Below are 26,054 nucleotides of genomic sequence, written 5' to 3' on the forward strand. Positions count from 1 at the left end.
CTCCCCTGGATGGTTTTTTATCAGCGGCAAGACTAGCACCTTGTCAATAAGATAATGGCGCTAAATAGCGTTAAAAAAACGGGTTATTTGACGCATAGAAAATCTCAATTCATCAAATAATGGCGGGGCCATAAATATGGGCCTTTTGTCGTGTTTGCCGACCCGGGAGTCATTTTGTTTCTTTACACAAATAACGTAATCCACATTGAGCCGCGAGGTGCGCTATGACTGCAACAGCAGCAACGGCATCGCAAAATAAATCGCTCGAGTGGATGAACCGCCTGCGTGCGAACCCTAAAATCCCATTGATCGTGGCTGGCGCCGCGGCTATTGCGATTCTCGTTGCGATGGTCTTGTGGGCGAAAAGCCCCGACTACCGCACCTTGTATAGCAACGTGTCCGATCAGGATGGCGGGGCTATCGTCACGCAGTTGACCCAATTGAATATTCCTTATCGTTTCTCTGATAACGGCGGAGCGATTGAAGTCCCTGCAGATAAAGTTCACGAACTGCGTTTACGTCTTGCTCAGCAAGGCCTGCCGAAAGGCGGTGCGGTCGGGTTTGAACTGCTGGATCAGGAAAAGTTCGGTATCAGCCAGTTTAGCGAGCAGATCAACTACCAGCGTGCGCTGGAAGGTGAACTGGCGCGCACCATTGAAACGCTGGGTCCGGTTAAAACCGCTCGCGTGCATTTGGCTATGCCAAAACCGTCTCTCTTCGTGCGCGAGCAGAAGAATCCATCCGCATCGGTGACCGTCACTCTCGAACCGGGCCGTGCGTTGGATGAAGGACAAATCAGCGCGGTGACCCACCTGGTCTCCAGCGCCGTTGCCGGTTTACCAACAGGCAACGTCACCGTCGTCGACCAGAGCGGTCATCTGCTGACGCAATCCAACACCAGCAGCCGCGACCTCAACGACGCACAGCTGAAATACGCTAACGATGTCGAAGGCCGCATTCAGCGCCGCATCGAAGCAATCCTTGGCCCTATCGTGGGCAGCAGCAACATTCATGCGCAGGTTACCGCGCAAATCAACTTTGACAATAAAGAGCAGACGGAAGAACAGTACAGCCCGAACGGAGATGCCGCTCAGGCCGTGATGCGTTCACGTCAGTTGAATACCACCGATCAGATTGGCGGCCAAAATCCTGGCGGCGTGCCGGGCGCGCTCTCTAATCAGCCCGCTCCGGCCAACAGTGCACCCATTTCAACGCCACCTGCTAACCCGCAGAATGGGCAACAAAACGGTCAGCCGAATAATCAGCAACAGCAGACCACGTCAACGGCGGCCAACGCGGGTCCGCGCAATAGTAGCCGTAACGAAACGACCAACTACGAAGTTGACCGTACGATTCGTCACACCAAGATGAACGTCGGCGATGTCCAGCGCCTGTCGGTGGCTGTGGTGGTGAACTATAAAACGCTGCCGGACGGTAAGCCTCTGCCGCTGACCACCGATCAGATGAAACAGATTGAAGACCTGACCCGCGAAGCGATGGGCTTTACCGAAAAACGTGGTGACTCGCTTAACGTCGTGAACTCGCCGTTCACTGCGACCGACGAGACCGGTGGTGAACTGCCGTTCTGGCAACAACAGTCGTTTATCGAACAGATGCTGTCTGCTGGTCGCTGGCTACTGGTTCTGATTGTGGCATGGCTGCTGTGGCGTAAAGCGATTCGTCCGCAGCTCACCCGTCGCGCTGAGGAAGCCAAAGCCGCGCAAGAAATGATGAGTGCGCGTCAGGATATAGAAGAAGCCGTGGAAGTTCGCCTGAGCAAAGACGAACAGACTCAGCAACGCCGTGTGAATCAGCGCCTGGGTGCTGAGGTGATGAGCCAACGCATTCGCGAAATGTCAGACAACGATCCGCGCGTCGTCGCGCTGGTCATCCGCCAGTGGATGAGTAACGACCATGAGTAATTCAACGCTTTCAGGTACGGATAAAAGCGTCATCCTGCTGATGACCATCGGTGAAGATCGTGCGGCAGAGGTGTTCAAACACCTCTCCGACCGCGAAGTCCAGACGCTGAGCCAGGCGATGGCTAACGTGCGTCAGATTTCAAACTCACAGTTGACCGACGTGCTGGCCGAGTTTGAGCGTGAAGCTGAACAGTTTGCTGCACTTAACGTCAACGCCAACGAATACCTGCGTACGGTTCTGGTGAAAGCCCTGGGTGAAGAGCGTGCCTCCAGCCTGCTGGAAGACATTCTCGAAACGCGCGATACCGCCAGCGGTATCGAAACGCTCAACTTTATGGAACCGCAGAGTGCCGCCGACCTTATTCGCGACGAGCACCCGCAGATCATCGCCACCATCCTGGTGCACCTCAAACGTGCGCAGGCGGCCGATATTCTGGCGCTGTTCGACGAACGTCTGCGTCACGATGTCATGCTGCGTATCGCCACCTTCGGCGGTGTCCAGCCAGCGGCGCTGGCGGAATTGACCGAAGTACTCAACAGCCTGCTCGATGGTCAGAACCTCAAGCGCAGCAAAATGGGCGGCGTGAGAACGGCAGCAGAAATTATCAACCTGATGAAAACGCAGCAGGAAGAAGCGGTTATGTCCGCAGTGCGCGAATTCGACGGCGAGCTGGCACAGAAAATTATCGACGAGATGTTCCTGTTCGAAAACCTGGTCGAAGTCGACGATCGCAGCGTCCAGCGCCTGCTTCAGGAAGTGGACTCCGAATCTCTGCTTATCGCGCTCAAAGGCGCCGAGCAGCCGTTGCGCGAGAAATTCCTGCGCAACATGTCTCAACGTGCGGCGGATATCCTGCGCGACGACCTTGCCAACCGTGGCCCGGTGCGTCTGTCTCAGGTGGAAAACGAACAGAAAGCAATCCTGCTTATTGTTCGTCGTCTGGCAGAGACCGGCGAGATGGTGATTGGTGGCGGAGACGACGCATATGTCTAATGAGCTGCCGTGGAAGCGCTGGACGCCAGACGACCTTGCGCCTCCTGTCACAGAATTCATGCCTGCGATGGTCGCCCTGAGCGACGAAGACAGTGACGCGGAAGAACAACCGGAGCTGACGGAAGAAGAGCAGCGCGTTCAGATGCTGGCACAGCTGCAAATGCAAGCGCATGAGCAGGGCTACACCTCAGGTATGAATGAAGGCCGCCAACTGGGACAAGAGCAAGGTTATCAGGAAGGATTGGCAAAAGGCCTTGAACAAGGCCTGGAGCAGTCGCGTCAGCAGCAAGCACCAATCCACGCCCGCATGCAGCAATTAGTCAGTGAATTTCAAAATACCCTCGATGCGCTGGATAGCGTGATTGCCTCGCGTCTGATGCAAATGGCACTCGAAGCCGCACGTCAGGTGATTGGCCATACGCCTCCGGTGGACAATTCATCGCTGATCAAACAGATTCAGGGATTACTCCAGCAGGAGCCGTTATTCAGCGGGAAACCTCAGTTGCGCGTACATCCCGACGATTTACAGCGCGTCGAAGAGATGCTTGGCGCCACGCTTAGCCTGCACGGCTGGCGTCTGCGCGGCGATCCGGCGTTACATCATGGCGGCTGCAAAGTCTCGGCCGATGAAGGCGATCTGGATGCGAGCGTGGCAACGCGCTGGCAGGAACTGTGCCGTCTGGCTGCTCCGGGAGTGATCTGATGACAGCTCGACTCACGCGTTGGTTGAACACGCTCGATAACTTCGAAGCGAAAATGGCGCAACTGCCTTCCGTGCGTCGTTATGGTCGTCTGACCCGCGCAACCGGTCTGGTACTGGAAGCCACCGGTTTACAACTCCCGCTCGGTGCTACCTGCGTGATTGAACGTCAGGATGGTAACGAGACGCAAGAAGTCGAAAGCGAAGTCGTGGGCTTTAACGGCCAACGCCTGTTTTTGATGCCGCTGGAAGAAGTCGAAGGCATTTTGCCCGGCGCACGCGTGTACGCCAAAAATAATTCTGGCGACGGACTGCACAGCGGCAAGCAATTGCCACTCGGTCCGGCGCTGTTAGGTCGTGTACTGGATGGCGCAGGCAAACCGCTTGATGGCCTGCCCTCCCCTGATACCACCGAAACCGGCGCGCTGATCACTCAGCCAGTTAACCCGCTGCAACGTACGGCGATCGAACATGTGCTTGATACGGGCGTGCGTCCGATTAACGCCCTGCTGACGGTCGGTCGTGGTCAGCGTATGGGTCTGTTTGCCGGTTCAGGTGTCGGTAAATCCGTCCTGCTCGGCATGATGGCGCGTTACACGCAGGCGGATGTGATCGTCGTAGGCCTGATTGGCGAGCGTGGTCGTGAAGTGAAAGACTTTATCGAGAACATTCTCGGTGCAGAAGGCCGTGCGCGTTCCGTGGTGATCGCCGCGCCAGCAGACGTTTCTCCGCTGCTGCGTATGCAGGGTGCGGCTTACGCCACGCGCATTGCAGAAGATTTCCGCGACCGCGGTCAACACGTCCTGCTGATTATGGATTCCCTGACGCGTTATGCGATGGCTCAGCGTGAAATCGCGCTCGCCATCGGTGAACCGCCTGCGACCAAAGGTTATCCGCCATCCGTGTTTGCCAAACTTCCGGCGCTGGTTGAGCGTGCGGGGAACGGGATTACCGGTGGCGGTTCCGTTACCGCATTTTATACGGTGCTGACCGAAGGCGATGACCAGCAGGACCCAATTGCTGACTCCGCGCGAGCGATTCTTGATGGCCACATTGTGCTGTCGCGTCGTCTGGCGGAAGCCGGTCACTATCCAGCGATTGATATCGAAGCGTCCATCAGCCGTGCCATGACCTCGCTTATCACGGAAAAGCACTACGCCCGCGTGCGTAACTTTAAACAACTTCTTTCAAGTTTCCAGCGTAACCGCGACCTGGTGAGCGTGGGCGCGTATGCCAAAGGCAGCGATCCGATGCTCGACAAGGCCATTGCCGTTTGGCCGCAGTTGGAAGCTTTCTTGCAACAAGGTATTTTTGAACGTGCCGACTGGGAAGACTCAACGCAAGCGTTAGAGCTTATTTTCCCGCAGGTGTAATAAAGGTGGAGGGCGGAGATTATGGCGGAACATGGCGCATTAGCTACGCTGAAAGATCTGGCTGAAAAAGAAGTAGATGATGCCGCATTACAACTTGGTGCGATGCGGCGCGGCTGTCAGCAGGCCGAAGAACAGTTATCGATGCTGATCGATTATCAGCATGAATACCGTACCAACCTGAATACCGATATGACACAGGGCATTGGCAGCCAGCGCTGGATTAACTATCAACAGTTTATCCAGACGCTGGAAAAAGCGATTGAACAGCATCGCCAACAGCTGACGCAGTGGAACCAAAAAGTGGATAAGGCGCTTGATTTCTGGCGTGAGAAGAAGCAGCGACTCCAGGCCTGGACGACGTTACAGGACCGACAGAGCGCAGCGACACTGCTTGCCGAGAACCGCCTTGATCAGAAAAAAATGGATGAGTTTGCCCAGCGCGCATCAATGAGGAAATCTGAATGATCACACTGCAACAACTGCTGATGACCGACAGCGACCTGTCCGGCGGTACGCAGACGGGTAAAGGCGCGGATGGCGCGCAAGATTTTCTCTCCCTGCTGGCAGGTGCATTAACCGACGCCACAGGCCAGGGAAAAGACGCCCCGTTGACGTTGGCCGATCTTAAAGCGGCTGGCGGCAAACTGTCGAAAGCGGCCTTATTACAGGACGGCGATAGCGCCATCCCGAGCAAACTCGCCTCTTTGCTGGCGCGTCAGGATCTGTTCAAAGCCGACGATGCGGCACAAGCGGCCACTGCCGAAACCACAATCCAAAGCCTGGTCTCCGGGCTGTTGCCTGCGACGCACAGCGATGCGTTGAAAACGCTCGTGGCTGACGCACAAAAAGAAGACAGCAAAAGCGATCTGAGCGAAGAAGATCTGGCCGGGTTAAGCGCATTGATGGCGATGCTCCCGCATCAGCAAACCGCGACGGCTCGGGCTACACCTGCTAACGAAGTGAACGCGGTGACCACGCAGGCGGCACTCTCTCAGCCAGGAGTTGGCCGTCAGGCAGCACTGAATGATGATGCGTCTACCCTCGGCAAAACCAAAACACAAACCACTGATGTGGACAGCAAGCTGTCCGCCAGCGCGCAATTAACGCAGGTTGCCACAGCCGCGGCGGAAAAGCATGAAGCCGCGAGTACCTTCTCGTCCGCATCACCTTCTGCTTCTCTCGCACCGATCATGACAAACGGCACGACGCCACCAGCGCCAACTAACGTCGCATCGGCGCCATTACTGAGCCAGCCGCTGGGCACGCAAGAGTGGCAACAGGCAGTCAGCCAACATATCACGCTGTTTACTAAACAAGGCCAGCAGAGCGCTGAGTTGCGTTTGCACCCTGAAGATTTGGGTCAAGTTCAAATCTCAATTAAAATGGATGATAACCAGGCTCAGTTGCAGATGATTTCTGCGAATGGTCATGTGCGTTCGGCACTGGAAGCGGCGCTCCCTATGCTGCGCACGCAGCTTGCTGAAAACGGCATTCAGTTATCACAAAGCACTATCAGCAGTGACAGCTCTGCAAACCAGCAGCAGTCGTCTTTCCAGCAGCAACAGCATGCTTCTCGTTCCGGCCAACAGGGCGAAATGAACGATGAAAATGATGAATTGCTGATCACGCCTGCTGCATTACAGTCTGCAGCGCGCGGAAATGGCGCGGTAGACATCTTTGCCTAAACGCCAGAGGTAACGTGATTATCTTCGTTTGTTCCACGCTTTGACAAAAGCAGAACACGGGATAATCACTCTATTAGCTGTACCGAAACAGGAAGCACGTAACCGATGACTGACTCCGCAATCACCAAAAAAGGCAAGCGTTCCATTTGGATCCCGCTGCTAGTGTTGATTACGCTCGCCGCATGCGCCACTGCTGGCTATAGTTACTGGCGGTCGCAGCAAGCGCCGTCAGCCACTGCTAAAGCAGAACCCCCACCGCCTCCGGCCCCGGTCTTTTTCCCAATGGATACGTTTACCGTTAACCTCGGTGACGCGGATCGCGTGCTTTATATCGGCATTACATTGCGTTTGAAAGACGAAGCCACGCGCACACGTCTGAGTGACTATTTACCCGAAGTCCGTAGCCGCCTGCTGCTGCTGTTCTCTCGTCAGGACGCCACAGGGCTGTCAACTGATGACGGTAAGCAGAAGCTGGTCGAGGCCATCAAGCAAACGCTGGCACCACCACTGGTAACCGGTCAACCTAAGCAGGAAGTCACTGACGTTCTGTACACAGCTTTCATCCTGCGGTAGAGACATGGGCGATAGTATTCTTTCTCAAGCGGAAATCGATGCGCTGCTTAACGGCGACAGCGAGAAGAGCGATGATCCAAAACCGGGTCTGGGCGGCGAGCCAGAAATTCGTCCCTACGATCCCAATACCCAGCGTCGCGTGGTGCGCGAGCGCCTTCAGGCGCTGGAGATCATCAACGAACGTTTTGCACGACAGTTCCGTATGGGCCTGTTCAACCTGCTGCGTCGTAGCCCGGACATCACCGTCGGTGCGATTCGCATTCAGCCGTATCATGAGTTTGCCCGCAACCTGCCGGTGCCAACTAACCTTAACCTGATCCATCTGAAACCGCTGCGTGGCACCGGCCTGTTCGTGTTTTCTCCGAGCCTGGTGTTTATCGCGGTCGATAACTTGTTTGGTGGCGACGGTCGCTTCCCGACGAAGGTGGAAGGACGTGAATTTACGCACACTGAACAGCGCGTGATCAACCGCATGCTGAAGCTGGCGCTTGAGTCGTACAGCGACGCATGGAAAGCGATCAACCCGCTGGAAGTGGAGTATGTGCGTTCCGAGATGCAGGTGAAATTCACCAACATCACGACATCACCTAACGACATCGTGGTGAACACACCTTTCCACGTTGAGATCGGTAACCTGACCGGCGAATTCAATATTTGTCTGCCGTTCAGTATGATCGAGCCTCTGCGTGAAGTGCTGGTTAACCCGCCGCTGGAAAACTCCCGCAACGAAGATCAGAACTGGCGTGAGAATCTGGTCCGTCAGGTTCAGCACTCGCAGCTGGAACTGGTGGCAAGTTTTGCGGATATTCCGTTACGGTTATCTCAGATACTGAAATTACAACCGGGCGATGTTCTGCCGATAGAAAAACCTGACCGTATTATTGCCCATGTGGATGACGTACCTGTATTGACCAGCCAGTACGGCACCGTAAACGGTCAATATGCGCTACGTGTTGAGCACTTGATCAATCCGATATTGAATTCGCTGAATGAGGAACAGCCCAAATGAGTGATATGAACAATCCGTCCGATGCAAACAGCGGAGCGCTGGACGATCTGTGGGCTGATGCATTAAACGAGCAACAGGCACCCGCGAGCAAAAGCGCTGCGGATGCGGTGTTCCAGCAGTTAGGCGGCGGTGACGTAAGCGGCACCCTGCAAGATATTGACCTGATTATGGATATCCCGGTCAAGCTGACTGTTGAGCTGGGTCGTACGCGTATGACCATCAAAGAGTTACTGCGCCTGACGCAGGGCTCCGTTGTGGCACTTGATGGCCTGGCGGGTGAACCGCTGGACATCCTGATCAACGGCTATTTGATTGCTCAGGGCGAAGTTGTGGTTGTGGCTGATAAATACGGTGTTCGTATTACCGACATCATCACCCCTTCCGAACGTATGCGTCGTCTGAGCCGTTAAGTATGAAAACCCAGGCAATCGTCTCACAGCCCTCTGCGGTTCCAGGCTCACCGCTGCTTCAGGTAAGCGGTGCGCTGTTGGGTATTATTGCCTTTATTTTGATGATGGCGTGGCTCGCGAAACGCTTTGGTCTGGCGGGTAAAACCGCCAACACGCGCGGTTTGAAAGTGAGCGCCAGCACCTCGCTGGGCCCACGCGAGCGCGTGATTATCGTCGACGTTGAAGATGCGCGCCTGGTACTTGGCGTCACCGCATCACAAATCAATGTACTACATAAACTGCCTCCTGCGCCTGTTGCGGGCGAGGATAACGCAGAGAATCCAGCGGATTTTCAGTCCGTGTTAAAGAGTTTGCTTAAGCGTTCCGGGAGATCGTGATGCGCCGTTTGTTGTCCCTTACGCTTGCAGGCCTCGCCCTGTTTGCTCCCGCCGTGTATGCGCAATTGCCAGGCTTGATTTCCACACCGATGGCCGGAGGAGGACAAAGCTGGTCTTTGCCGGTGCAGACTCTGGTCTTTATTACCTCGCTGACGTTTATCCCGGCTATTTTGCTGATGATGACCAGCTTTACGCGCATTATTATCGTCTTTGGTTTGCTGCGAAACGCGCTGGGTACACCGTCCGCGCCGCCTAACCAGGTGCTGCTCGGTTTAGCGCTGTTTCTGACCTTCTTTATCATGTCGCCGGTCATCGATAAGATTTATGCCGACGCCTATCAGCCGTTCAGTGAAGATAAAATTTCCATGCAGGTGGCGCTGGAAAAAGGCGCGCAGCCGCTGCGTGAATTTATGCTGCGTCAGACCCGCGAGGCGGATCTTGCGCTGTTTGCCCGTCTGGCTAACGAAGGCCCGATTCAGGGACCGGAAGCCGTGCCGATGCGCATTTTGCTGCCGGCCTACGTCACCAGCGAATTGAAAACGGCCTTCCAGATTGGTTTTACTATCTTTATCCCGTTCCTGATTATCGACCTGGTGATCGCCAGCGTGCTGATGGCTTTAGGTATGATGATGGTGCCCCCTGCCACCATTGCCCTGCCCTTTAAGATTATGCTTTTCGTACTGGTAGATGGCTGGCAATTGCTTGTCGGGTCGCTGGCGCAAAGTTTCTACAGTTGAGGAGCGCGCAATGACACCTGAATCGGTCATGATGATGGGCACGGAAGCGATGAAAGTCGCTATTTCCGTCGCCGCGCCTTTACTGTTGGTGGCCCTGGTCACCGGCCTTGTGATCAGTATTTTGCAGGCCGCCACCCAGATTAACGAAATGACCCTGTCGTTCATTCCTAAAATCATCGCCGTGTTCGTGACCATCATTGTCGCCGGACCGTGGATGCTCAACCTGTTGCTCGATTACATGCGCAACCTGTTTACCAATCTGCCGTACATCATCGGCTGATTATCTGAATGCTACATTTCACCAGCGATCAATTCATAGAGTGGCTTGGCCTCTATTTCTGGCCGTTGCTGCGCGTGATGGCGTTGATCATGACTGCGCCGATCCTGAGCGAAAAATCCATTCCTAAACGCGTCAAAATTGGCCTGGGAATGTTGATTACGTTTGTTATTGCGCCGACGTTGCCACCGGTGAATGTTCCTATTTTCTCCCCGCAGGCAATCTGGCTTGCGCTTCAGCAGGTGCTGATTGGCGTGGCGATTGGATTCACCATGCAGCTCGCCTTTGCAGCGATCCGTACCGCCGGTGAGCTGATCGGCCTGCAGATGGGATTGTCGTTCGCCACCTTCTTTGACCCAGGCAGCCACCTCAATATGCCCGTGCTGGCCCGCGTGATTGATATGTTGGCCATGCTGCTGTTCCTGACATTCAATGGTCACCTGTGGCTGATTTCGATGCTGGTGGACACCTTCCATACGTTGCCCATCGGCGGCAATCCGGTCAACAGCAATGCATTTCTGGCACTCACCCGTGCCGCTGGGTTGATTTTCATCAATGGGCTGATGCTGGCGCTGCCGGTCATCACGCTTCTGCTGACCGTAAACCTGTCGCTGGGCTTGTTGAACCGAATGGCACCGCAGCTCTCGGTATTTGTCATCGGTTTCCCGATCACCCTGACGGTCGGTTTGATTTTAATGGGACTATTAATGCCGCTGATTGCCCCTTTCTGCGAGCATTTATTTAGCGAAATATTCAATCTCTTATCCGATATTGTTCGTGAGCTACCTCGAAATACTAACCCCTGATGTTTATAGTGTCTCTCTGAGGATATTCCTAAAATAAAACAAGCAAAACATCTACCAGGATATATCTGGTGCGGTTTATTTGTTTTTATGCCCTTCACAATACTTAATATTTACTTTACTTTAAGATGATTCCTGGCAAATTATACGTAACTTTACGGGATAGTGAGTCCGCCTGAAAGTCTTTGTATTGCTCACAGGTTAATACCTTTTTTATCCATCCCGTATGGCTGTTTTGAGCTCTCAGGCAGATGGTGAATTATCGTTACGCATTGAGTGAGGGTATGCCATGTCAACGATCATTATGGATTTATGCAGTTACACCCGGCTAGGGCTAACCGGGTATCTTGCAAGTAGAGGGGTCAAAAAACGAGACGTCAATGATGTACACGATGTTGACGAACTTGCAGCCGCTTGTGAAGCATACAAGCCCGGCGTGGTGTTTATTAATGAGGACTGTTTCATTCACGATCCAGCCAACAGTCAGCACATTAAGCAAATCATTAATCAGCATCCTAAAACCCTGTTTATTGTTTTTATGGCAATTGCGAATATCCATTTCGATGAGTATTTGTTGGTGCGTAAAAACTTATTGATCAGTTCGAAGTCGATTAAACCCGAGTCACTGGATGACATTTTGGGTGATTATTTAAATAAAGAAGCGAAGAGTGTAGGAGAATTTAACTTACCCACGTTATCATTAAGCCGTACTGAATCAAGTATGTTGCGAATGTGGATGGCGGGACAAGGGACAATTCAGATTTCCGACCAGATGAATATCAAAGCAAAAACCGTTTCATCACATAAGGGAAATATTAAAAGGAAAATTAAAACGCATAATAAACAAGTTATCTATCATGTTGTTCGTCTGACGGATAATGTGACAAATGGCATCTTTGTGAACATGCGTTAATCGTTTTATTCTCTTTTGCGCCCCATCAATCTCTGGCCTCGCCAGAGATTTTTCGTTCGATGAAGTGAGTCGGGTAAGCAGCATCTCACCCGACACGCCACTACTCAGCGAGTTCGACAAAGATCCCGTCGGAATGCCCCATCTCGTTAAAGAACCAGATCCCAAGCGGATAATCTTCCAGCGACACCAGGTACATCACGCCTTCACTAAATTGTTCGACTGCCAGCACTACGCCCGGACGGCGCGGTCCACCGTCTGTCTTTACGGTTACCCGATCGTTGACCTTCATAAAATCCTCCTGTGGTTTTGAGCCAGTGTAGAACAATTCGCAACAACTGGCAGCGTCTGCCTGAATGATTGCCGCTTTTGTGGGCAGTCTATACTTAACGCTGAATCCGGTGAAATGAGGTATGCGTAATGAAAACCGCGAAAGAGTACAGCGAGACCGCCAAACGAGAAGTGAACGTGGATGTCGATGCCCTGCTGGCCGCCATTAACGAGATCAGTGAAAGCGAAGTGCGTCGCACTGAAGATGACCCCACCCGCGTGGTTGTCAATGGGCACGACTACCACACCTATCGCGAACTGGCAGAGGCGTTCGAATTAGATATTCATGATTTTAGCGTGACGGAAGTGAATCGTTGAGACGAAAAAAATCCCGGTCATGGGGATGACCGGGATGAACTTGCTTATGCAAGAAGCACTTGTAAATTCGTTACACCAGGAAATCTGATGTGGGATTTACCTTATCCCCAATTTTTTTGCATGACAAGGATATATTCCGGTCATAAATACTTTGTTCTATGACCCCTCGTTTTAGTTATAAATACCCAGCACTGACGGCTAAAGGGTTGTTGGGATCGTTTCCATTATCGCGCACGTAAAAGCACGATTTATTTTGGGATTTATCTTAGGTCTGTTCTGAAAACAACGGTTAATCAGGAGACGCCATGTCTTTACTCAAGGAGACGCTTTTAGTCTTTACCGATCTCGATGGAACGCTGCTGGATATCCATACCTACGACTGGCGACCCGCCTCTGCGTGGCTGGATAAGCTGCAGGATCACCAGATCCCCGTCATTCTGTGCAGCAGCAAAACAGCCGCAGAAACGCTTGAAATCCAGCGGGATTTGGGGCTGGATGGATTGCCGTTTATTGCCGAGAACGGCGCGGTCATCCAGCTGGATGTGCGTTGGGATGACCATCCCGATGCGCCGAGGCTGATCAATGGCACGCCGCACAGCGATATTTGCGATGTTATTAACTCTCTTCGCGCGCGCGACGGCTATAAACTCACGACGTTTGATGATGTTGATGAACAGGTTATCGGCGAGTGGACCGGGCTTAATCGCGAAAGATCATCCCTGGCGCGACTGCATGAGGCGTCGGTGACCCTTATCTGGCGGGACAGCGATGAACAGATGACGAAGTTTGAAGCTGAGCTGGCCCAGATGGGATTCAAATTCATTCAGGGCGCGCGGTTCTGGCACATTCTGGATGCGCGCGGCGGGAAAGATCAGGCGGTCAACTGGTTAATTGACGAATACCGCAAGCGCGAGGGGTTTGTGCCGACCACCATCGGCCTTGGCGACGGTCCAAACGACGCCCCGCTGCTTGATAATGTCGATTACGCCGTGGTGGTCAAAAGCATCAATCGACTCGGGATCCGGCTCCAGGAGGATATCCCCGAACGGGTGTATCACACTCAACAGGCGGGGCCTGAGGGCTGGCGAGAAGGGCTGGATCATTTTTTATCCGGGCCGCGACACACCACCTGATTTCGGCCCTGCTGTTTCGCCAGATAAAGACGCGCATCGGCAATGGACTGCAACTGCTCAAAATCGAAATTGGCGTTCTCTTCCGTGCTGCTGACGCCAAGCGAGGCGCTGACCCGCGCCGTGGTGCTCTTCTTCACCAGGATCTCTTTTCGGTTAATGGACACCCGAATGCGCTCCGCCACACTGGCCGCCTGCTCCGCTGTCGCGCCCGGCAGCACTACGCAAAACTCCTCACCGCCCACTCGGCCTGCCACATCGCTACTTCGCAACGCATGAGTAATCAGCCGGGCCGTGTGGGACAGCACTTTGTCACCCGCCTGATGACCGAAGCGATCGTTAATGCTTTTGAAATGGTCGAGATCGAGCTGTATGACGGAGAACGGCAGTTGCTGCTGGCGGCACTCCTCGGCCAACGCCTGTGCCCGGTCAAAGAGCGCACGACGGTTGTTGAGTCGGGTTAACGGATCGTGCCAGGCCTGCCACTGCAATGAATTTTGCAGCGTAAACATGTTGCTCACCATCCGACGGATCACCAGCCACGAAATCAGCAGCGTCGCCGTAAAGAGCGCCCATAACGACGCGAGGGCAATACTGATACTGCCAAATTCCCCCCGCACGCCGTCTTTGAGGGAGTGGACTCGCAGCACCACACCATCAAAATGTTCCAGGCGTTCCCAACTGATAAACCGCGTGTTTAACCGCAGGCCACCTTGTGTATCGTTTTCCACCGCCTGCGCGATTTGAGCGAGCTCTTGCGCATCAAATTGAATGACGCTGTCGGCGTTTTCTTCAGAGGTCGCAATCAAATTGAGACGATTGTCATACAACTGGTATTCACAGTCTTTGCGCTGATCGACGGCGTCCATCAGCAGTTGTGTCATGGTCGGAAGCGTGAAATCCATCGCCAGCACACCGTACCAGTAGTTGTCCTGATACACCGGCACGCTGGCGGTGATCAGGCGTTCATTCTGTGATGCGGAAGCGGGAGCCATAAACCAGCGCACCGCGCGGGCGCGATTGTCGCGGTCAGTCTGGTGAGTAAACCACGGGCGAGTCACCAGAGTGTAGTAACGAGAAACGATGGAGTTGTTGAGCGCGGCGGGTTCCGTCGACACAAAAAAGCCCGCACGCGAGACGTAGGTGATGCGCTTTTCTTTATTATTGGCGCGCGAGACGGCAAGGCGCAGCAAATAGCCCACCTCCAGCGCCGCAGAGAGTTCCCCGCCGAGACGTTGGTCATCGCGTGTCAGAAGTGTGGTCCGCTCAACCATGCCATCTGACACGCCGTTTATCGGCAATGCACGCCGCTGCTCAACATCCAGCTGCCAGAAGGATTTAGTGCGCAAATGGTTAAAACTCAGGACGGCATCGTGCAAGGCGCGCAGCCCAAGTGGTGTTTGCAGCGCGTCACCCATGCTCTGGCGGAAAAAGAGCAGTTTATTGACACTGTACTGAAGCTGCCGGTCCAGCGAATTGGCCACGTTTTGCAGATGGTTTTGCTGGCTTGAGATGTACGCGTCTTCCAGCACGACGACTTCTCGCCATGTCAGAATCGTGGAAACAATGAGAACAACCAGAAAACATACGTTAACGATTTGCCCAGGATGGTGACGTAACCGTTCCAGCAGATTTTTCTTGATGACAAAGGTATCGCGCTGCACACAAACTCCCTGCTCACATCTTCACTGTACGCATCATACCTAAGCTCGACGGTCCGATACATTGAGTCACGCATCGCCTGAAGCGATAGTCAACAAAAAGCCCGGACATGCCGGGCTTTACGTGATTAAGCCGTATCGCGTCGCTGCGGTTTGTCACCCGGCTGTAGCTCCTCTTCACGAAAAGCTTCTCGCTTGATGCCGAAACCGTCATGCCACCGGCATTCCACCATGCCACTAGAATATCCCGTGACAATCATACGTGGGCCACCATTTTTAGGCTTAACTTCATCACTGACCACAAAGACCATAACCGCCTCCAGTATCAGGGTGAAACTGTTTCAATCTAGACGAGGAATGGCCCTTTTTCCATAGCGCGGGTAGAACATTTAGTGCGAAACACCGCGCAGTTTGGCGATACCTTTCACGCCCGCGATGACGATGGCCCCAATGATAAAGCCAATCACCAGATTGACGATCATCGGTAAAATCGCGGCCACCACGCTCCCCTGCCCCTGAGCGAAATGTTCAATGGCGTGATGCAGCGGTGCAATGCCATGAACCACAATCCCGCCACCAACCAGGAACATCGCCAGCGTGCCGATCACCGACAAACTTTTCATTAGCCATGGCGCCAGTACCAGCAATCCTTTGCCGACGATTCTCGCCACAGCATGAGATTTTTCCACCAGCCAGTAGCCCATGTCATCGAGCTTAACGATCACCCCGACAAGGCCATAAACGCCAATCGTCACGGCAATCGCGATACCGGAGAGCACCAGCACCTGATTCAGCAGCGGGGCTTCTGACACAATCCCCAGCGTGATGGCGACGATTTCGGCTGACAGAATGAAATCAGTCCGAATCGCGCCTTTGACCTTATCGCGTTCAAAGGCGAGCGGGTCCTTCGCGGCAAGCGCCTCCAGGCGCTGCTGGCGAGCCTGCGGCGTCTCTTCATCCTTGCGTGAGGCAAACGAGTGCAGCACCTTCTCAACGCCCTCATAACAGAGGAACGCACCGCCTATCATCAACAACGGCGTAATGGCCCACGGGATAAACGCGCTGATCAGCAGCGCCAGCGGCACCAGAATCACCTTATTGAGAAATGACCCTTTTGCCACGCTCCACACCACGGGCAGCTCGCGGTTGGCGCGAACGCCAGACACTTGCTGAGCGTTAAGCGATAAGTCGTCGCCCAATACACCAGCCGTCTTTTTCGCGGCCAGTTTCCCCATCAGCGATATGTCGTCCAGCAACGTGGCAATATCATCCAATAATGTTAATAAGCTACTTCCTGCCAAAATCTGATCCTTCTTATTTTGATAATTAAGTGAATAGTATGGAGCAAAAATCCGAACCTCGAAACCTGCACCTTAAGTCAACAAATAATTCACATCATTGATACAACTAAAGCACTCGCCAGCACGATAGTTTTGACGTTTACTATGAGCGACCTTTTTAATTCGCCGTGAGGGACTATGCGTTTCAGGCAACTATTACCGCTTATTGGAGCACTTTTTTCGCTGTATATCATTTGGGGTTCCACCTATTTTGTCATTCGCGTCGGTGTGGAAAGCTGGCCCCCGCTGATGATGGCAGGCATCCGCTTTTTATCGGCTGGCGTGTTGCTGCTGGCCTTTTTACTGCTTCGTGGTCATCGATTACCCCCGCTGCGTCCGATGATAAACGCGGCGCTGATCGGCCTGCTCCTGCTCGCTGTCGGTAATGGTTTTGTTACGGTGGCTGAACATCAGAACGTGCCGTCAGGCATTGCAGCCGTAGTCGTCGCGACGGTTCCCCTGTTTACGCTGTGCTTTAGCCGTCTGTTCGGCATTCGCACCCGCAAACTGGAATGGATGGGCATTGGTATTGGCCTGGCGGGAATTATTTTACTTAACAGCGGCGGCAACCTGAGCGGTAATCCGTGGGGAGCGCTGTTGATCCTGATGGGTTCCCTGAGCTGGGCGTTTGGTTCCGTCCTGGGATCGCGCATCGAATTACCGTCCGGGATGATGGCGGGCGCGATTGAGATGCTGGCAGCGGGAATTGTGCTGTTAATCGCCTCCACGATCACCGGCGAAAAGCTCACAGCCATACCGGGTCTTTCTGGTTTTCTGGCGGTGGGTTATCTGGCGATTTTCGGCTCGATTATCGCCATTAACTCTTATATGTTCCTGATCCGTAACGTCAGCCCAGCCGTCGCCACCAGCTACGCGTACGTTAACCCGGTGGTGGCCGTGCTGTTAGGGACATCGTTTGCAGGCGAGACGCTGTCATCCGTCGAGTGGTTAGCGCTGGGCGTGATTATCATGGCGGTGGTGCTGGTCAAGCTCGGGAAATACCTTTTCCCGGCAAAACCCATTGTTACGCCGTGTGAGGTGGAAAAACCGTAAGCAGATGAATTCCTGACGTATCGATCTGCGCGGTCTGGCCACCGCCGCAGATCCACTCTTCCAGGCGCTCCGTCAGGGCAGCGTCATCAAGTTTTAGCCTGCCACGCAGCGCGCACTCCCAGACAATAAGCACTCGCCATCCCTGAGCCAGTAAAATGGCGTTATCGCGTTTATCACGCTCGACGTTTTTACCAATTTTCGCCAGCCAGAACTCGGTGCGCGTGGCGGGCACTTTGAACAAATAACAGTCGTGATGGTGCCAGAAACAGCCGTGGGTGAAGATGATGCACTGATAGCTGTCGAGCACGAAATCAGGCCGCCCCGCCAGCGCGGTATCCTGAACGCGAAACTCAAAACCCGCTTGCGTTAACAGGCCTGAAAGCCGTTTTTCAATTGCAGTATCACGCGTGCCGATAGCACGCATGTTTTTGCTGCGCGTCGCCTTACTGTGCACATCCGTCATTGACGGCCTTACCCTGGCGCAATTTGACCGCCTGTTTAATTCTCGATTCCAGCAGTTTTGCCACCGCCGCAAACGCCGGAACGACCACGGAATTGCCAAACTGTCGATAGGCCTGGGTATCAGAAACCGGAATGCGGAAACTGTGCCCCTGAGGCGACTCGAATCCCATCAGACGCGCGCACTCACGCGGCGTCAGCCTGCGCGGACGATGGCGCTGATTCTGCGGATCGTCAAAATTAATTTCGCCCAGGGCTTTATCCCAGCCGCGGTCAATGAGGATCTCGGCGCCATCTTTGTAATAGCGCGCAGACAACGTGCGGGTGACACTGTGCGGATTGCGCGGGTCCACCATCCCAAAACCAAAACCGTTGCCCTTCGCCTGATGCTTTTTGGCATAGCGATAGAGATATTTCCACAGCACGGGGGTCAGGATAAATTTGGCGTCGAATGCGGGTTCCAGCAGTTCAGCAACGGACGGACGATGCGCCGGATACAGCGAAGGAATATCCCGCAGGGTAAAATCACCTTTCAGGTTTAAATCGCGGCGAAACCCGACCAACACAATGCGCTCACGGTGCTGAGGCAAGAAATGTTTGCCATCAATAATTTTGGGATCGTTCGCGCCCATATCCTGGGCATCGGCCACGTCGTAGCCGAGTTCATCGAGCGTTTGCATAATAATGCGGAAGGTTTTCCCGCCGTCGTGACTTTTTAAGTTTTTGACGTTTTCGAGGACAAAAATAGGCGGGCGACGTGCGTCGATAATGCGCACCACGTCAAAAAACAGCGTGCCTTGCGTATCGCAGGCAAAGCCATGGGCACGTCCGAGGGCGTTCTTTTTGGACACACCGGCCAGCGAAAACGGCTGACACGGGAAGCCCGCCAGCAGAACATCATGCGCCGGAATGGTGCGTCGGATATGGTCAGCCGCTTCAGCATCCGTAACGCCACTTTTATGGCTTAACGTGACATCGCGAATATCTTCATTGAACTGGTGGGTGTGCGGATCGCAGTACCAGTTTGCTTTATAGGTACGCACCGCATGTTTATTCCATTCGCTGGTAAAGACGCACTGTCCGCCAATGGCCTCAAAACCATGGCGTATGCCTCCGATACCCGCAAACAGATCGACGAAGCGGAAAGCATAATTAGGATGAATCGCTGGTGGGCGTGGGAGCAGATTGTGCAGGAGCGCAAACTCCCCCTCGCTCAGCCGATGGCCGGCCCGCTCGCTGGAAACCAGCCGTTTAAGAATTGCCGGGCTCCAGTGGCTTTCGCCTTGCGCATTCAGTTGATTGACCAGCGTTTTGGCGTCATAGATGGTCAGCAGTTTGCACAGTAAATCCTGCACCGCTGCCGTTGATTTCTCTGCCAGCATGAGTGCGGGCTCAGTCACTGATAGTTTTTCCTGCATACCTTCAACCGGACGAAAAAGACTGGTAACAGATTACCATAGTTCAGCGTGACAGACTGCGCTGGAATCGGCTCAACACCTGCGAATCGATGCCAGGATAATCGCCCTGCAATTCTGCGCTCAGTTTCGCCATAAAGTGCACCAGGAAATCGGCGTTATGACGCGCAAATTCGCGCCCCATTTCGGTTTGCATGGTATCAGGCAGACGTAATAGCTTGGTCTGAAAATGGTCAAGCGCAAAGGTTTTATCATTCAATTCGCGCGACTCAGCAAAGGGATCGTTGGCATCAAACAGGGCAACACCCAGCGCGCCTGACACCGCAAAAACGCGAGCCAACCCAATAGCGCCGAGGGCCTCTAACCTGTCAGCATCCTGCACAATTTTCGCCTCAAGAGTTTGCGGTGCAATGCCCGCGCTAAAACTGTGCGCTTCGATGGCGTGTTGTACGGCGGGGATAATTGCCTGAGGAAAATCGGGGAAGTCGTCGTGCAGAATTTGGCCGGTTTTGCGCGCCGCAAGCCGCGAGGATTGGCCGCGCTCAGGGTGATTTTTTGGCAGGCTGACAATATCATGGAAATAACATGCCGTAAGAATGACCAGCGGGTCGACGGATTGCCCGAACATCATTCGCTGCGCCGTCATCCATACGCGGCGAAAATGCGACATGTCATGGGCGGTATCATCCGTGTCATGATTTTCTGTTTGCCAGTTTTCGAAGCGTTGCTGCCACTGGGTAAGCGCCATAATCCCTCCTTCATTAAAGCGTTCACCATAGCAACTTTCTGTCGCCCTGGCACTTGGGGGGGCCCATAGATTGACGATAAATCACTGTGCGTTTACTTATCTCAGGCATTGCATTTCAGCATTTACGTATGGGAATTCATTACAAATATAAAATTGGTGATAATAAACCTATAAAAATTCAATATATTAAAACCTTTATAATTACATTTATTATTGAAAATTAATTTTATGTTTCGAATAGTATCGCTGATGTAATTACGGAGAGTGATTACGTATATTCACGTGAATGACATTCAAAAGGAATATATAATGAAAAGAAAAGCATTGGCTATTTTAGTGCCTGTTTTACTGGTCACAGGTGCGGCGAACGCGGCAGAAACTTATAACAAGAATGGCAATAAATTAGATCTTTACGGCAAAGTGGATGGTCTTCACTACTTCTCTGAGGATACTGGCGCGGATGGCGATCAGTCTTATGCACGTCCGGGCTTTAAAGGCGAAACGCAGATCAATGAGCTGCTGACGGGTTACGGTCAGGGGAATACAACCTCCAGGCCAATAACACCGAGAGCTCAACCAACCAGTCCTGGACGCGCCTGGCCTTCGCAGGTCTGAAGTTTGGTGATTATGGTTCATTCGATTACGGTCGTAACTACGGTGTGCTGTACGATGTTGAAGACTGGACAGATATGCTGCCAGAATTTGGCGGCGACACCTACAGTAAAGCAGATAACTTTATGACCAACCGCGCCAACGGCGTGGCGACTTACCGCAGCACGGATCTTTACGGTCTGGTGGAAGGCCTGAACTTTGCGCTGCAGTATCAGGGTAATAATGAAAGCGAGGGCAATGGCAACGAAGGCACCAATAACGGTCGCGATGTGCGTCATGAAAACGGTGACGGCTTCGGTATTTCTTCAACCTACAATATCGGCATGGGCTTTAGCGCCGGTGTAGCATTCGCCTCGTCTGACCGTACAACCGATCAGGTGAATTCCACCACGGCAGCTGGCGGCGAACAAGCAGAAGCCTGGACGGCGGGGATTAAATATGACGCCAACAATATCTATCTGGCGGCCATGTAATCTCAGACCCGTAATATAACGCCGTACGGCAATAAAAATTACGTAGTCGCTAACAAAACTAAAAACTTTGAAGGCACCGCGCAATACCAGTTTGATTTTAGCCTGCGTCCGGCATTGTCTATTCTGATCTCTAAAGGTCAGGATCTGAATACCGTCTTCGGCAGTGAAAAAGATCTGGTTAAATATGCTGATATTGGCGCAAGCTATTATTTCAAAAAAAATATGTCCATTTATGCAGATTATAAAATTAACCTGCTGGATGAAGACGATATGTTCTGTCAGGTGAATGGCATCAGCACCGATGACATCACCGCGGTAGGCATGGTTTATCAGTTCTAATCGTTATCGATTTTAAAGGCCGCTATTGCGGCCTTTTTTATTAGCAGCGCAGAAATATTACGGTGCTTCCTGTAACGCGACGCGAATAAAACCATTATTCTGCTCCAGCAAATCGCGCGCCTGCCAGGCATCCAGACCAGTCATGACCATCAGTACGGCTGTTTTGCAGTGATAATTACTGCTTTCTAGCGCCGCTTTCGCCACGTTACGCGTACACCCGCCCGCTTCCATCACTATCGCGATTTGTCTTTCGGCCCACCGGGTGTTTTTGGCTTCCAGATCCACACGCATATTGCTGTAAACCCGCCCTGAACGGACAGCTAACCCGGTCGAAATCATATTCAGGATCAGTTTTTGCGCCATCGCAGCTTTGACGGTATGAAAACCAGCGACCACATCCGCTCCCGTTTGCGGAGCAATCACCATACTCGCCAGCTGCGCCGCTTCGCTCCGCTCGTCGCTGGTGATGATGGCAACCGGCGATCTTAGCGACCAGGCATGCCGCATAGCGCCCCAGACCCACGGCGTTTTGCCACTGACCGTCAGTGCCAGCATCATATCGTGCTCGCCAAAATTAATCGCCTGAAGGTCAGCTACGCCCCGATCATAATTTGCAGCGCCGTCTCCGGCTTCAAGCGCTATGACGGGATGTTTGCCTGGCGCAAATTCTAAGGCAGCCTGAATCGCCGCCCGGCCTGACGCCCCTGCACCAACGATGACCAGGCGGCCACCGTGACTCAATGTCGCGGCCGCATTATCGACAATGCGGGCAATGACGGGTAAAAACGGCGTGATGGCGTCGGTAATTTTTTTATCATCCTGATGAATCACATTCAGCATGTCCAGGGTCGACAACCTGTCGATATCCGCCGTATCCGCGTGACGTCTTTCCTTGACCAAACCGTTCAGCTTAACGCTCATAAACTGCCTCCTTGTATGAATTCCCGTACACTATAAAGTGTTTTATATAGGTCACCTGCGAAGGGGGTCACGAAAAGGTATGTATTCGTAAGCTTTTACATGGCTTTAAGAAAGCGCCGTCATCAGCGATAATTACCCCTTAATAATTAGCCATGGAGTGCGGATGAGCGATGTGCAGCCTTTAGTCATGACGCGCAAGCGGCCAATGAAACTCAACACGTTGGTCACGCTGATGGTCAGCAGCGTGATTGGTTCGGTGTTGCTGGTCATTTTTGCCCTCTACTTTATGCAGATCACCAAGGCGACGCGGGACGGCGTGAAAGACACCGCCCTGGCCATCGCCAGAACGCTGGCCGACAGTCCTGACGTCAAGCGTGGCCTGCTGTTATCCGCAGAGAAGAGTCAGATTCAGCCCGTCGCGGAGGCCATCACCCGACGCAACGATCTGCTTTTTGCCGTGGTTACCAACATGCAGGGTGTACGGTATTCTCATCCTGATACCCGCCTGATCGGCCATCATTTTATTGGCGAGGATCTTAAACCCGCGCTTGCCGGAAATGAGAATGTGTCGGTCAACCACGGTGTGCTGGCAGAAGCCCTGCGCGTTTTCACGCCGGTTTATGACGACCAGCACCGGCAAATCGGAGTGGTAGCGATTGGCATATCGCTCAAAAAAGTGGATGAAGAGATCAGCCGCAGCCGCTGGGGTGTTATCTGGACGGTATTATTCAGTGCGTTAATGGGTACGCTGGGAACCTGGGGCCTGGTACATTTGCTGAAACGCATTCTGTTTGGTCTTGAGCCTTACGAAATTTCTGCGCTGTTTGAACAGCGTCAGGCGATGCTGCAATCCCTGAAGGAAGGCGTGATTGCTATTGATAGTCAGGGCCGCGTGACAATGATTAATCACACCGCCCGCCAGATTCTGCTTCTGCCGACCCAAGGCGCGGATATGCCCCGTCACGTTCCGATGCTCGCCTCGCTGCGCAGGGTATCGCAAACGGGTAAGGCATTGCAGGATCAGGAGATCGACTGCAACGGCCGACTGCTGCTTTGCAACACCTTTCCTGTCAGAAGCCAGAACGCAGTGATTGGCGCGATCAGTACGTTTCGTGACAAAACCGAGATCCGGGAATTGATGCAGCGAATGGATGGAATGGTGAGCTACGTGGACGCCCTGCGGACCCATTCCCATGAGTTTATGAATAAGCTGCATGTAATTCTGGGCCTGCTGCACATGAAGCGCTACGACAAGCTGGAAGAGTACATTATCCAGACGGCACAAAATTATCAGACGGATATTGGCGCCATTCAGAACAAAATCAAATCCCCGGTGATTGCCGGTTTCCTGCTGGGGAAAATGAATCGCGCCAAGGAAGCGGGGATTAGCCTGACGCTAGCGGAAGAGTGTCAGGTGCCGGACACGCCAAATACAGAACACGTCACGGTGCTGATCACGGTGCTGGGAAATCTCATCGAAAACGCACTCGACGCGATGTCAGACCAGCCCGAAGGCGAAATTAGCCTGCTGATGCATTATCAAAACGGCTGGCTAAGCTGTGAGATTAGCGACGACGGTCCCGGTATTGACCCTTCGCGTCTGGCGCACATTTTTACTAAAGGTTTTTCGACGAAAGGCGAAAACCGTGGTGTGGGATTATTTCTTGCCCGCCAGCAGCTCGAAAAACTGGGCGGTGAAATCGCCGTAGAATCAGAGCCTGGCGTGTTTACTCAATTTTTTGTTCAGATCCCCTGGGATAGCGAGAGGAAAATCGCGTGATAAATGTCTTAATTGTCGATGATGATGCCATGGTGGCTGACCTTAACCGACTGTATGTGAATCGTGTTGAGGGTTTTAGCTGCTGTGGTGTCGCCTCCACGCTCAGTCAGGCCCAGTCCATCATTAGCAACCCTACCCAGGCTATCGATCTGGTGCTGCTGGATGTTTATATGCAGCAGGACAATGGTCTGGATTTGCTGCCAATTATCCGTGCTTCTGGGCGCGCCATCGATGTGATCATGATTTCATCGGCCTCCGATGCCACCACCATTCAGACCTCTATGCACTATGGCGTGGTGGACTATCTGATTAAGCCGTTCCAGTTTCCGCGGTTTGAAGAGGCGCTCAACGGCTGGAAGGAAAAGAAACATCTGATGGGTTCACATCAATATTATGAACAGGCGGACGTTGATCGTCTCCTGCACGGCGGCGCGCCGGAACTGGCAGACAGCAAACGCCTGCCGAAAGGCTTAACCCCGCAGACGCTGCGCACAATTTGTCAGTGGATTGACGGGCATCCCGACATGGAGTTTTCCACCGATGATCTGGCGAACGCGGTCAGCATCTCACGCGTATCCTGTCGTAAATACCTGATCTGGCTGGCACAAATTAATATTTTGTTTACCAGCATTCATTACGGGGCTACCGGTCGTCCGGTGTATCGATACCGGCTCCAGCCGGAACAGATCGGGCTGCTCAGACAGTATTGCCAGTAAGACGATAGCGGTTGTCGAGCAGCGTAAAACGAAAGTAACGCATCGATGAGAACACAATCTCGCGTGCTTTAGTCACGAAAACCGCTTCAATGTCTGGCCGCGCACTCAGCGCGGCACAGCCTTTCTCAACGCCCAATCCGTAAACCAGCGTGGTCCAGAGATCGCCGTCGATGGAGTCCGTCGAAATAATGGTCACGCTGTCGAGTTCGTTATCCAGCGGATAACCGGTGCGTGGGTTTAAAATGTGGTGATAACGCGTGCCGTCGCGCTCGAAATAGCGCTCATAGGTTCCAGATGTCACCACCGATTTGTTTTCAATTTGCAGCGAACCGATTAGCGCATCCGCAGCGCCGAACGGTTTTTTAATGCCGACCGTCCAGCCCCCTTCAGGTGAGCCAAGCGTCTGGATGTTACCGCCCAGATTAATCAAGCCCAGCGTTTCGCCCTCTTTACGCAGAAAATCCCGTACCCGGTCAGCAATGTAGCCTTTGGCAATGGCGCCAAGGTCGATCTCCATTCCCGACCGAGCAAGAAACACGCTGCATACCGCCTCATCAAGCACCACTTCCGTCGGATCGGTTAACGTCAGCAGAGTGATGATTTCATCGGCTGGCGGGACGCTGTCGCCCTGAAAGCCAATTTTCCAGCGCTTAACCAGCGGACCGATGGCCAGATTAAATGCGCTGTTTTCCAGCAAACTGGCCGCTTTTGCACAGCGAATCAACTCAAATACCGGTCGACTGACGGCGACGGGGTGCCTGCCAGCAGCGAGGTTAATATCCATCACCTGGGAGTGTGCGCGGTTGACGGTCAGTAAATCTTCGTACTGTTTGATTAAACGAAACGCTTTCGCGGCGAGCGCTTCGTTATGCGAGAAGAGTTTGAGAAGAATGGGAGAGCCCATCAGAACGGCGGAATAACTGTAGACGCGGTCGTCATCTGGCATAGGAGTGGCTCCTGACGGTAGCCCCGGCGGGCAAACGCTGCCG

At 53.3% G+C, this 26,054-nt stretch carries 28 protein-coding genes and 1 pseudogene; 20 read left to right on the plus strand and 9 right to left on the minus strand.

All coding sequences use genetic code 11. From position 1 onward, the window contains the following. Positions 1-224: 224 nt before the first annotated feature. From fliF to rcsA, 14 genes are all read left to right on the plus strand, one after another. Entirely contained in the window at positions 225-1,922 is a 1,698-nt protein-coding gene (gene fliF, locus ACKI5T_RS21505; RefSeq protein WP_407440056.1) for a flagellar basal-body MS-ring/collar protein FliF, read from the plus strand. After that, the gene (gene fliG / locus ACKI5T_RS21510) at positions 1,915-2,916 is read left to right on the plus strand and encodes a flagellar motor switch protein FliG (protein WP_015959532.1); all 1,002 of its coding nucleotides are present in this window, start codon (positions 1,915-1,917) and stop codon (positions 2,914-2,916) included. Before fliF ends, fliG begins: the two co-directional genes overlap by 8 nt. Continuing rightward, positions 2,909-3,619: a flagellar assembly protein FliH gene (fliH, locus tag ACKI5T_RS21515; RefSeq protein ID WP_407440058.1), complete on the plus strand. Its 711-nt coding sequence runs from the start codon at positions 2,909-2,911 to the stop codon at positions 3,617-3,619. Before fliG ends, fliH begins: the two co-directional genes overlap by 8 nt. After that, positions 3,619-4,989 carry a flagellar protein export ATPase FliI gene (gene fliI / locus ACKI5T_RS21520; RefSeq protein WP_407440060.1) on the plus strand — a complete coding sequence of 457 codons (1,371 nt, stop codon included), beginning with the start codon at positions 3,619-3,621 and terminating at the stop codon, positions 4,987-4,989. Before fliH ends, fliI begins: the two co-directional genes overlap by 1 nt. Positions 4,990-5,010: 21 nt before the next feature. Continuing rightward, the gene (gene fliJ / locus ACKI5T_RS21525; RefSeq protein WP_015959535.1) at positions 5,011-5,454 is read left to right on the plus strand and encodes a flagellar export protein FliJ; all 444 of its coding nucleotides are present in this window, start codon (positions 5,011-5,013) and stop codon (positions 5,452-5,454) included. Continuing rightward, positions 5,451-6,674, plus strand: coding sequence for a flagellar hook length control protein FliK (gene fliK, locus ACKI5T_RS21530; protein ID WP_407440061.1), 1,224 nt, complete (start codon positions 5,451-5,453; stop codon positions 6,672-6,674). The genes fliJ and fliK overlap by 4 nt, the downstream gene beginning before the upstream one ends. Before the next feature lie 105 nt (positions 6,675-6,779). Next, positions 6,780-7,247, plus strand: a complete 468-nt coding sequence (fliL, locus tag ACKI5T_RS21535) for a flagellar basal body-associated protein FliL (protein WP_015959537.1) — start codon at positions 6,780-6,782, stop codon at positions 7,245-7,247. Between the two features lie 4 nt (positions 7,248-7,251). Continuing rightward, positions 7,252-8,256 (plus strand): flagellar motor switch protein FliM, encoded by a 1,005-nt coding sequence (gene fliM, locus ACKI5T_RS21540; protein ID WP_059179617.1) that lies wholly within the window; start codon positions 7,252-7,254, stop codon positions 8,254-8,256. Beyond that, entirely contained in the window at positions 8,253-8,666 is a 414-nt protein-coding gene (gene fliN, locus ACKI5T_RS21545; protein WP_015959539.1) for a flagellar motor switch protein FliN, read from the plus strand. Before fliM ends, fliN begins: the two co-directional genes overlap by 4 nt. A 2-nt stretch (positions 8,667-8,668) precedes the next feature. Continuing rightward, entirely contained in the window at positions 8,669-9,043 is a 375-nt protein-coding gene (gene fliO, locus ACKI5T_RS21550) for a flagellar biosynthetic protein FliO (RefSeq protein ID WP_407440063.1), read from the plus strand. Further along, the gene (gene fliP, locus ACKI5T_RS21555) at positions 9,043-9,780 is read left to right on the plus strand and encodes a flagellar type III secretion system pore protein FliP (RefSeq protein WP_331389883.1); all 738 of its coding nucleotides are present in this window, start codon (positions 9,043-9,045) and stop codon (positions 9,778-9,780) included. The genes fliO and fliP overlap by 1 nt, the downstream gene beginning before the upstream one ends. 10 nt (positions 9,781-9,790) lie before the next feature. Continuing rightward, the gene (gene fliQ / locus ACKI5T_RS21560; protein WP_015959542.1) at positions 9,791-10,060 is read left to right on the plus strand and encodes a flagellar biosynthesis protein FliQ; all 270 of its coding nucleotides are present in this window, start codon (positions 9,791-9,793) and stop codon (positions 10,058-10,060) included. 8 nt (positions 10,061-10,068) lie between these two features. Beyond that, a complete protein-coding gene (fliR, locus tag ACKI5T_RS21565) occupies positions 10,069-10,863 on the plus strand; it encodes a flagellar biosynthetic protein FliR (protein ID WP_015959543.1) in 795 nt (264 codons plus the stop codon). Positions 10,864-11,149: 286 nt separating this feature from the next. Continuing rightward, positions 11,150-11,773 (plus strand): transcriptional regulator RcsA, encoded by a 624-nt coding sequence (gene rcsA / locus ACKI5T_RS21570; RefSeq protein ID WP_015959544.1) that lies wholly within the window; start codon positions 11,150-11,152, stop codon positions 11,771-11,773. 100 nt (positions 11,774-11,873) lie between these two features. Here the strand turns inward: rcsA and dsrB are convergent, their stop codons facing one another. Beyond that, a complete protein-coding gene (dsrB, locus tag ACKI5T_RS21575) occupies positions 11,874-12,062 on the minus strand; it encodes a protein DsrB (protein WP_015959545.1) in 189 nt (62 codons plus the stop codon). A 128-nt stretch (positions 12,063-12,190) separates the two neighbouring features. On the opposite strand from dsrB, the gene yodD reads away from it, so the two are divergent. Further along, positions 12,191-12,418, plus strand: a complete 228-nt coding sequence (yodD, locus tag ACKI5T_RS21580) for a YodD family peroxide/acid resistance protein (protein WP_015959546.1) — start codon at positions 12,191-12,193, stop codon at positions 12,416-12,418. 305 nt (positions 12,419-12,723) lie between these two features. Beyond that, the gene (locus ACKI5T_RS21585; protein WP_407440066.1) at positions 12,724-13,551 is read left to right on the plus strand and encodes a mannosyl-3-phosphoglycerate phosphatase-related protein; all 828 of its coding nucleotides are present in this window, start codon (positions 12,724-12,726) and stop codon (positions 13,549-13,551) included. Here ACKI5T_RS21585 and dgcQ read toward each other — a convergent pair. The 3 genes from dgcQ to ACKI5T_RS21600 all read right to left on the minus strand — a co-directional run bounded on the left by dgcQ (position 13,518) and on the right by ACKI5T_RS21600 (position 16,510). After that, positions 13,518-15,212 carry a cellulose biosynthesis regulator diguanylate cyclase DgcQ gene (dgcQ, locus tag ACKI5T_RS21590; RefSeq protein WP_407440067.1) on the minus strand — a complete coding sequence of 565 codons (1,695 nt, stop codon included), beginning with the start codon at positions 15,210-15,212 and terminating at the stop codon, positions 13,518-13,520. The two genes, ACKI5T_RS21585 and dgcQ, sit on opposite strands and share 34 nt — an antisense overlap. A 125-nt stretch (positions 15,213-15,337) precedes the next feature. Beyond that, on the minus strand, positions 15,338-15,520 hold the full coding sequence (locus ACKI5T_RS21595) for a YodC family protein (RefSeq protein ID WP_015959549.1): 183 nt from the start codon (positions 15,518-15,520) through the stop codon (positions 15,338-15,340). 78 nt (positions 15,521-15,598) lie between these two features. Beyond that, positions 15,599-16,510, minus strand: coding sequence for a DUF808 domain-containing protein (locus ACKI5T_RS21600; RefSeq protein WP_407440069.1), 912 nt, complete (start codon positions 16,508-16,510; stop codon positions 15,599-15,601). A 177-nt stretch (positions 16,511-16,687) separates the two neighbouring features. On the opposite strand from ACKI5T_RS21600, the gene yedA reads away from it, so the two are divergent. After that, complete coding sequence (gene yedA / locus ACKI5T_RS21605) at positions 16,688-17,602, plus strand: drug/metabolite exporter YedA (protein WP_407440071.1); 915 nt, start codon at positions 16,688-16,690, stop codon at positions 17,600-17,602. Here yedA and ACKI5T_RS21610 read toward each other — a convergent pair. The 3 genes from ACKI5T_RS21610 to ACKI5T_RS21620 are packed head-to-tail and all read right to left on the minus strand — an operon-like array spanning position 17,574 to position 20,224. Further along, on the minus strand, positions 17,574-18,065 hold the full coding sequence (locus ACKI5T_RS21610; RefSeq protein WP_407440073.1) for a very short patch repair endonuclease: 492 nt from the start codon (positions 18,063-18,065) through the stop codon (positions 17,574-17,576). The two genes, yedA and ACKI5T_RS21610, sit on opposite strands and share 29 nt — an antisense overlap. Then, a complete protein-coding gene (locus tag ACKI5T_RS21615; protein WP_407440074.1) occupies positions 18,046-19,479 on the minus strand; it encodes a DNA cytosine methyltransferase in 1,434 nt (477 codons plus the stop codon). The genes ACKI5T_RS21610 and ACKI5T_RS21615 overlap by 20 nt, the downstream gene beginning before the upstream one ends. A 43-nt stretch (positions 19,480-19,522) precedes the next feature. Next, positions 19,523-20,224 carry a phosphohydrolase gene (locus ACKI5T_RS21620; RefSeq protein ID WP_407440076.1) on the minus strand — a complete coding sequence of 234 codons (702 nt, stop codon included), beginning with the start codon at positions 20,222-20,224 and terminating at the stop codon, positions 19,523-19,525. A gap of 309 nt (positions 20,225-20,533) precedes the next feature. Here ACKI5T_RS21620 and ompC point away from each other — a divergent pair. After that, positions 20,534-21,648 (plus strand): annotated as a pseudogene (ompC, locus tag ACKI5T_RS21625) (porin OmpC). A 57-nt stretch (positions 21,649-21,705) separates the two neighbouring features. Here the strand turns inward: ompC and ACKI5T_RS21630 are convergent. After that, positions 21,706-22,569 carry an N-acetylmuramic acid 6-phosphate etherase gene (locus ACKI5T_RS21630; RefSeq protein ID WP_407440078.1) on the minus strand — a complete coding sequence of 288 codons (864 nt, stop codon included), beginning with the start codon at positions 22,567-22,569 and terminating at the stop codon, positions 21,706-21,708. A gap of 163 nt (positions 22,570-22,732) precedes the next feature. On the opposite strand from ACKI5T_RS21630, the gene ACKI5T_RS21635 reads away from it, so the two are divergent. After that, positions 22,733-24,349, plus strand: a complete 1,617-nt coding sequence (locus tag ACKI5T_RS21635) for a sensor histidine kinase (protein WP_407440079.1) — start codon at positions 22,733-22,735, stop codon at positions 24,347-24,349. Beyond that, positions 24,346-25,065 (plus strand): two-component system response regulator DcuR, encoded by a 720-nt coding sequence (gene dcuR / locus ACKI5T_RS21640; protein ID WP_407440081.1) that lies wholly within the window; start codon positions 24,346-24,348, stop codon positions 25,063-25,065. Before ACKI5T_RS21635 ends, dcuR begins: the two co-directional genes overlap by 4 nt. Here the strand turns inward: dcuR and ACKI5T_RS21645 are convergent. Then, positions 25,046-26,011 carry an FAD:protein FMN transferase gene (locus ACKI5T_RS21645; RefSeq protein WP_407440083.1) on the minus strand — a complete coding sequence of 322 codons (966 nt, stop codon included), beginning with the start codon at positions 26,009-26,011 and terminating at the stop codon, positions 25,046-25,048. The genes dcuR and ACKI5T_RS21645 overlap by 20 nt on opposite strands. Between the last annotated feature and the right edge of the window lie 43 nt (positions 26,012-26,054).

Origin of the sequence: Lelliottia sp. (assembly GCF_045627565.1) — a bacterium.
Classification (GTDB): Bacteria; Pseudomonadota; Gammaproteobacteria; order Enterobacterales; family Enterobacteriaceae; genus Enterobacter.

Coding starts and splice junctions, on each gene's coding strand:
- fliF (WP_407440056.1), top strand. CDS start 225: ATGACTGCAACAGCAGCAACGGCATCGCAAAATAAATCGCTCGAGTGG.
- fliG (WP_015959532.1), top strand. CDS start 1,915: ATGAGTAATTCAACGCTTTCAGGTACGGATAAAAGCGTCATCCTGCTG.
- fliH (WP_407440058.1), top strand. CDS start 2,909: ATGTCTAATGAGCTGCCGTGGAAGCGCTGGACGCCAGACGACCTTGCG.
- fliI (WP_407440060.1), top strand. CDS start 3,619: ATGACAGCTCGACTCACGCGTTGGTTGAACACGCTCGATAACTTCGAA.
- fliJ (WP_015959535.1), top strand. CDS start 5,011: ATGGCGGAACATGGCGCATTAGCTACGCTGAAAGATCTGGCTGAAAAA.
- fliK (WP_407440061.1), top strand. CDS start 5,451: ATGATCACACTGCAACAACTGCTGATGACCGACAGCGACCTGTCCGGC.
- fliL (WP_015959537.1), top strand. CDS start 6,780: ATGACTGACTCCGCAATCACCAAAAAAGGCAAGCGTTCCATTTGGATC.
- fliM (WP_059179617.1), top strand. CDS start 7,252: ATGGGCGATAGTATTCTTTCTCAAGCGGAAATCGATGCGCTGCTTAAC.
- fliN (WP_015959539.1), top strand. CDS start 8,253: ATGAGTGATATGAACAATCCGTCCGATGCAAACAGCGGAGCGCTGGAC.
- fliO (WP_407440063.1), top strand. CDS start 8,669: ATGAAAACCCAGGCAATCGTCTCACAGCCCTCTGCGGTTCCAGGCTCA.
- fliP (WP_331389883.1), top strand. CDS start 9,043: ATGCGCCGTTTGTTGTCCCTTACGCTTGCAGGCCTCGCCCTGTTTGCT.
- fliQ (WP_015959542.1), top strand. CDS start 9,791: ATGACACCTGAATCGGTCATGATGATGGGCACGGAAGCGATGAAAGTC.
- fliR (WP_015959543.1), top strand. CDS start 10,069: ATGCTACATTTCACCAGCGATCAATTCATAGAGTGGCTTGGCCTCTAT.
- rcsA (WP_015959544.1), top strand. CDS start 11,150: ATGTCAACGATCATTATGGATTTATGCAGTTACACCCGGCTAGGGCTA.
- dsrB (WP_015959545.1), bottom strand. CDS start 12,062: ATGAAGGTCAACGATCGGGTAACCGTAAAGACAGACGGTGGACCGCGC.
- yodD (WP_015959546.1), top strand. CDS start 12,191: ATGAAAACCGCGAAAGAGTACAGCGAGACCGCCAAACGAGAAGTGAAC.
- ACKI5T_RS21585 (WP_407440066.1), top strand. CDS start 12,724: ATGTCTTTACTCAAGGAGACGCTTTTAGTCTTTACCGATCTCGATGGA.
- ACKI5T_RS21595 (WP_015959549.1), bottom strand. CDS start 15,520: ATGGTCTTTGTGGTCAGTGATGAAGTTAAGCCTAAAAATGGTGGCCCA.
- yedA (WP_407440071.1), top strand. CDS start 16,688: ATGCGTTTCAGGCAACTATTACCGCTTATTGGAGCACTTTTTTCGCTG.
- ACKI5T_RS21610 (WP_407440073.1), bottom strand. CDS start 18,065: ATGACGGATGTGCACAGTAAGGCGACGCGCAGCAAAAACATGCGTGCT.
- ACKI5T_RS21615 (WP_407440074.1), bottom strand. CDS start 19,479: ATGCAGGAAAAACTATCAGTGACTGAGCCCGCACTCATGCTGGCAGAG.
- ACKI5T_RS21620 (WP_407440076.1), bottom strand. CDS start 20,224: ATGGCGCTTACCCAGTGGCAGCAACGCTTCGAAAACTGGCAAACAGAA.
- ACKI5T_RS21630 (WP_407440078.1), bottom strand. CDS start 22,569: ATGAGCGTTAAGCTGAACGGTTTGGTCAAGGAAAGACGTCACGCGGAT.
- ACKI5T_RS21635 (WP_407440079.1), top strand. CDS start 22,733: ATGAGCGATGTGCAGCCTTTAGTCATGACGCGCAAGCGGCCAATGAAA.
- ACKI5T_RS21645 (WP_407440083.1), bottom strand. CDS start 26,011: ATGCCAGATGACGACCGCGTCTACAGTTATTCCGCCGTTCTGATGGGC.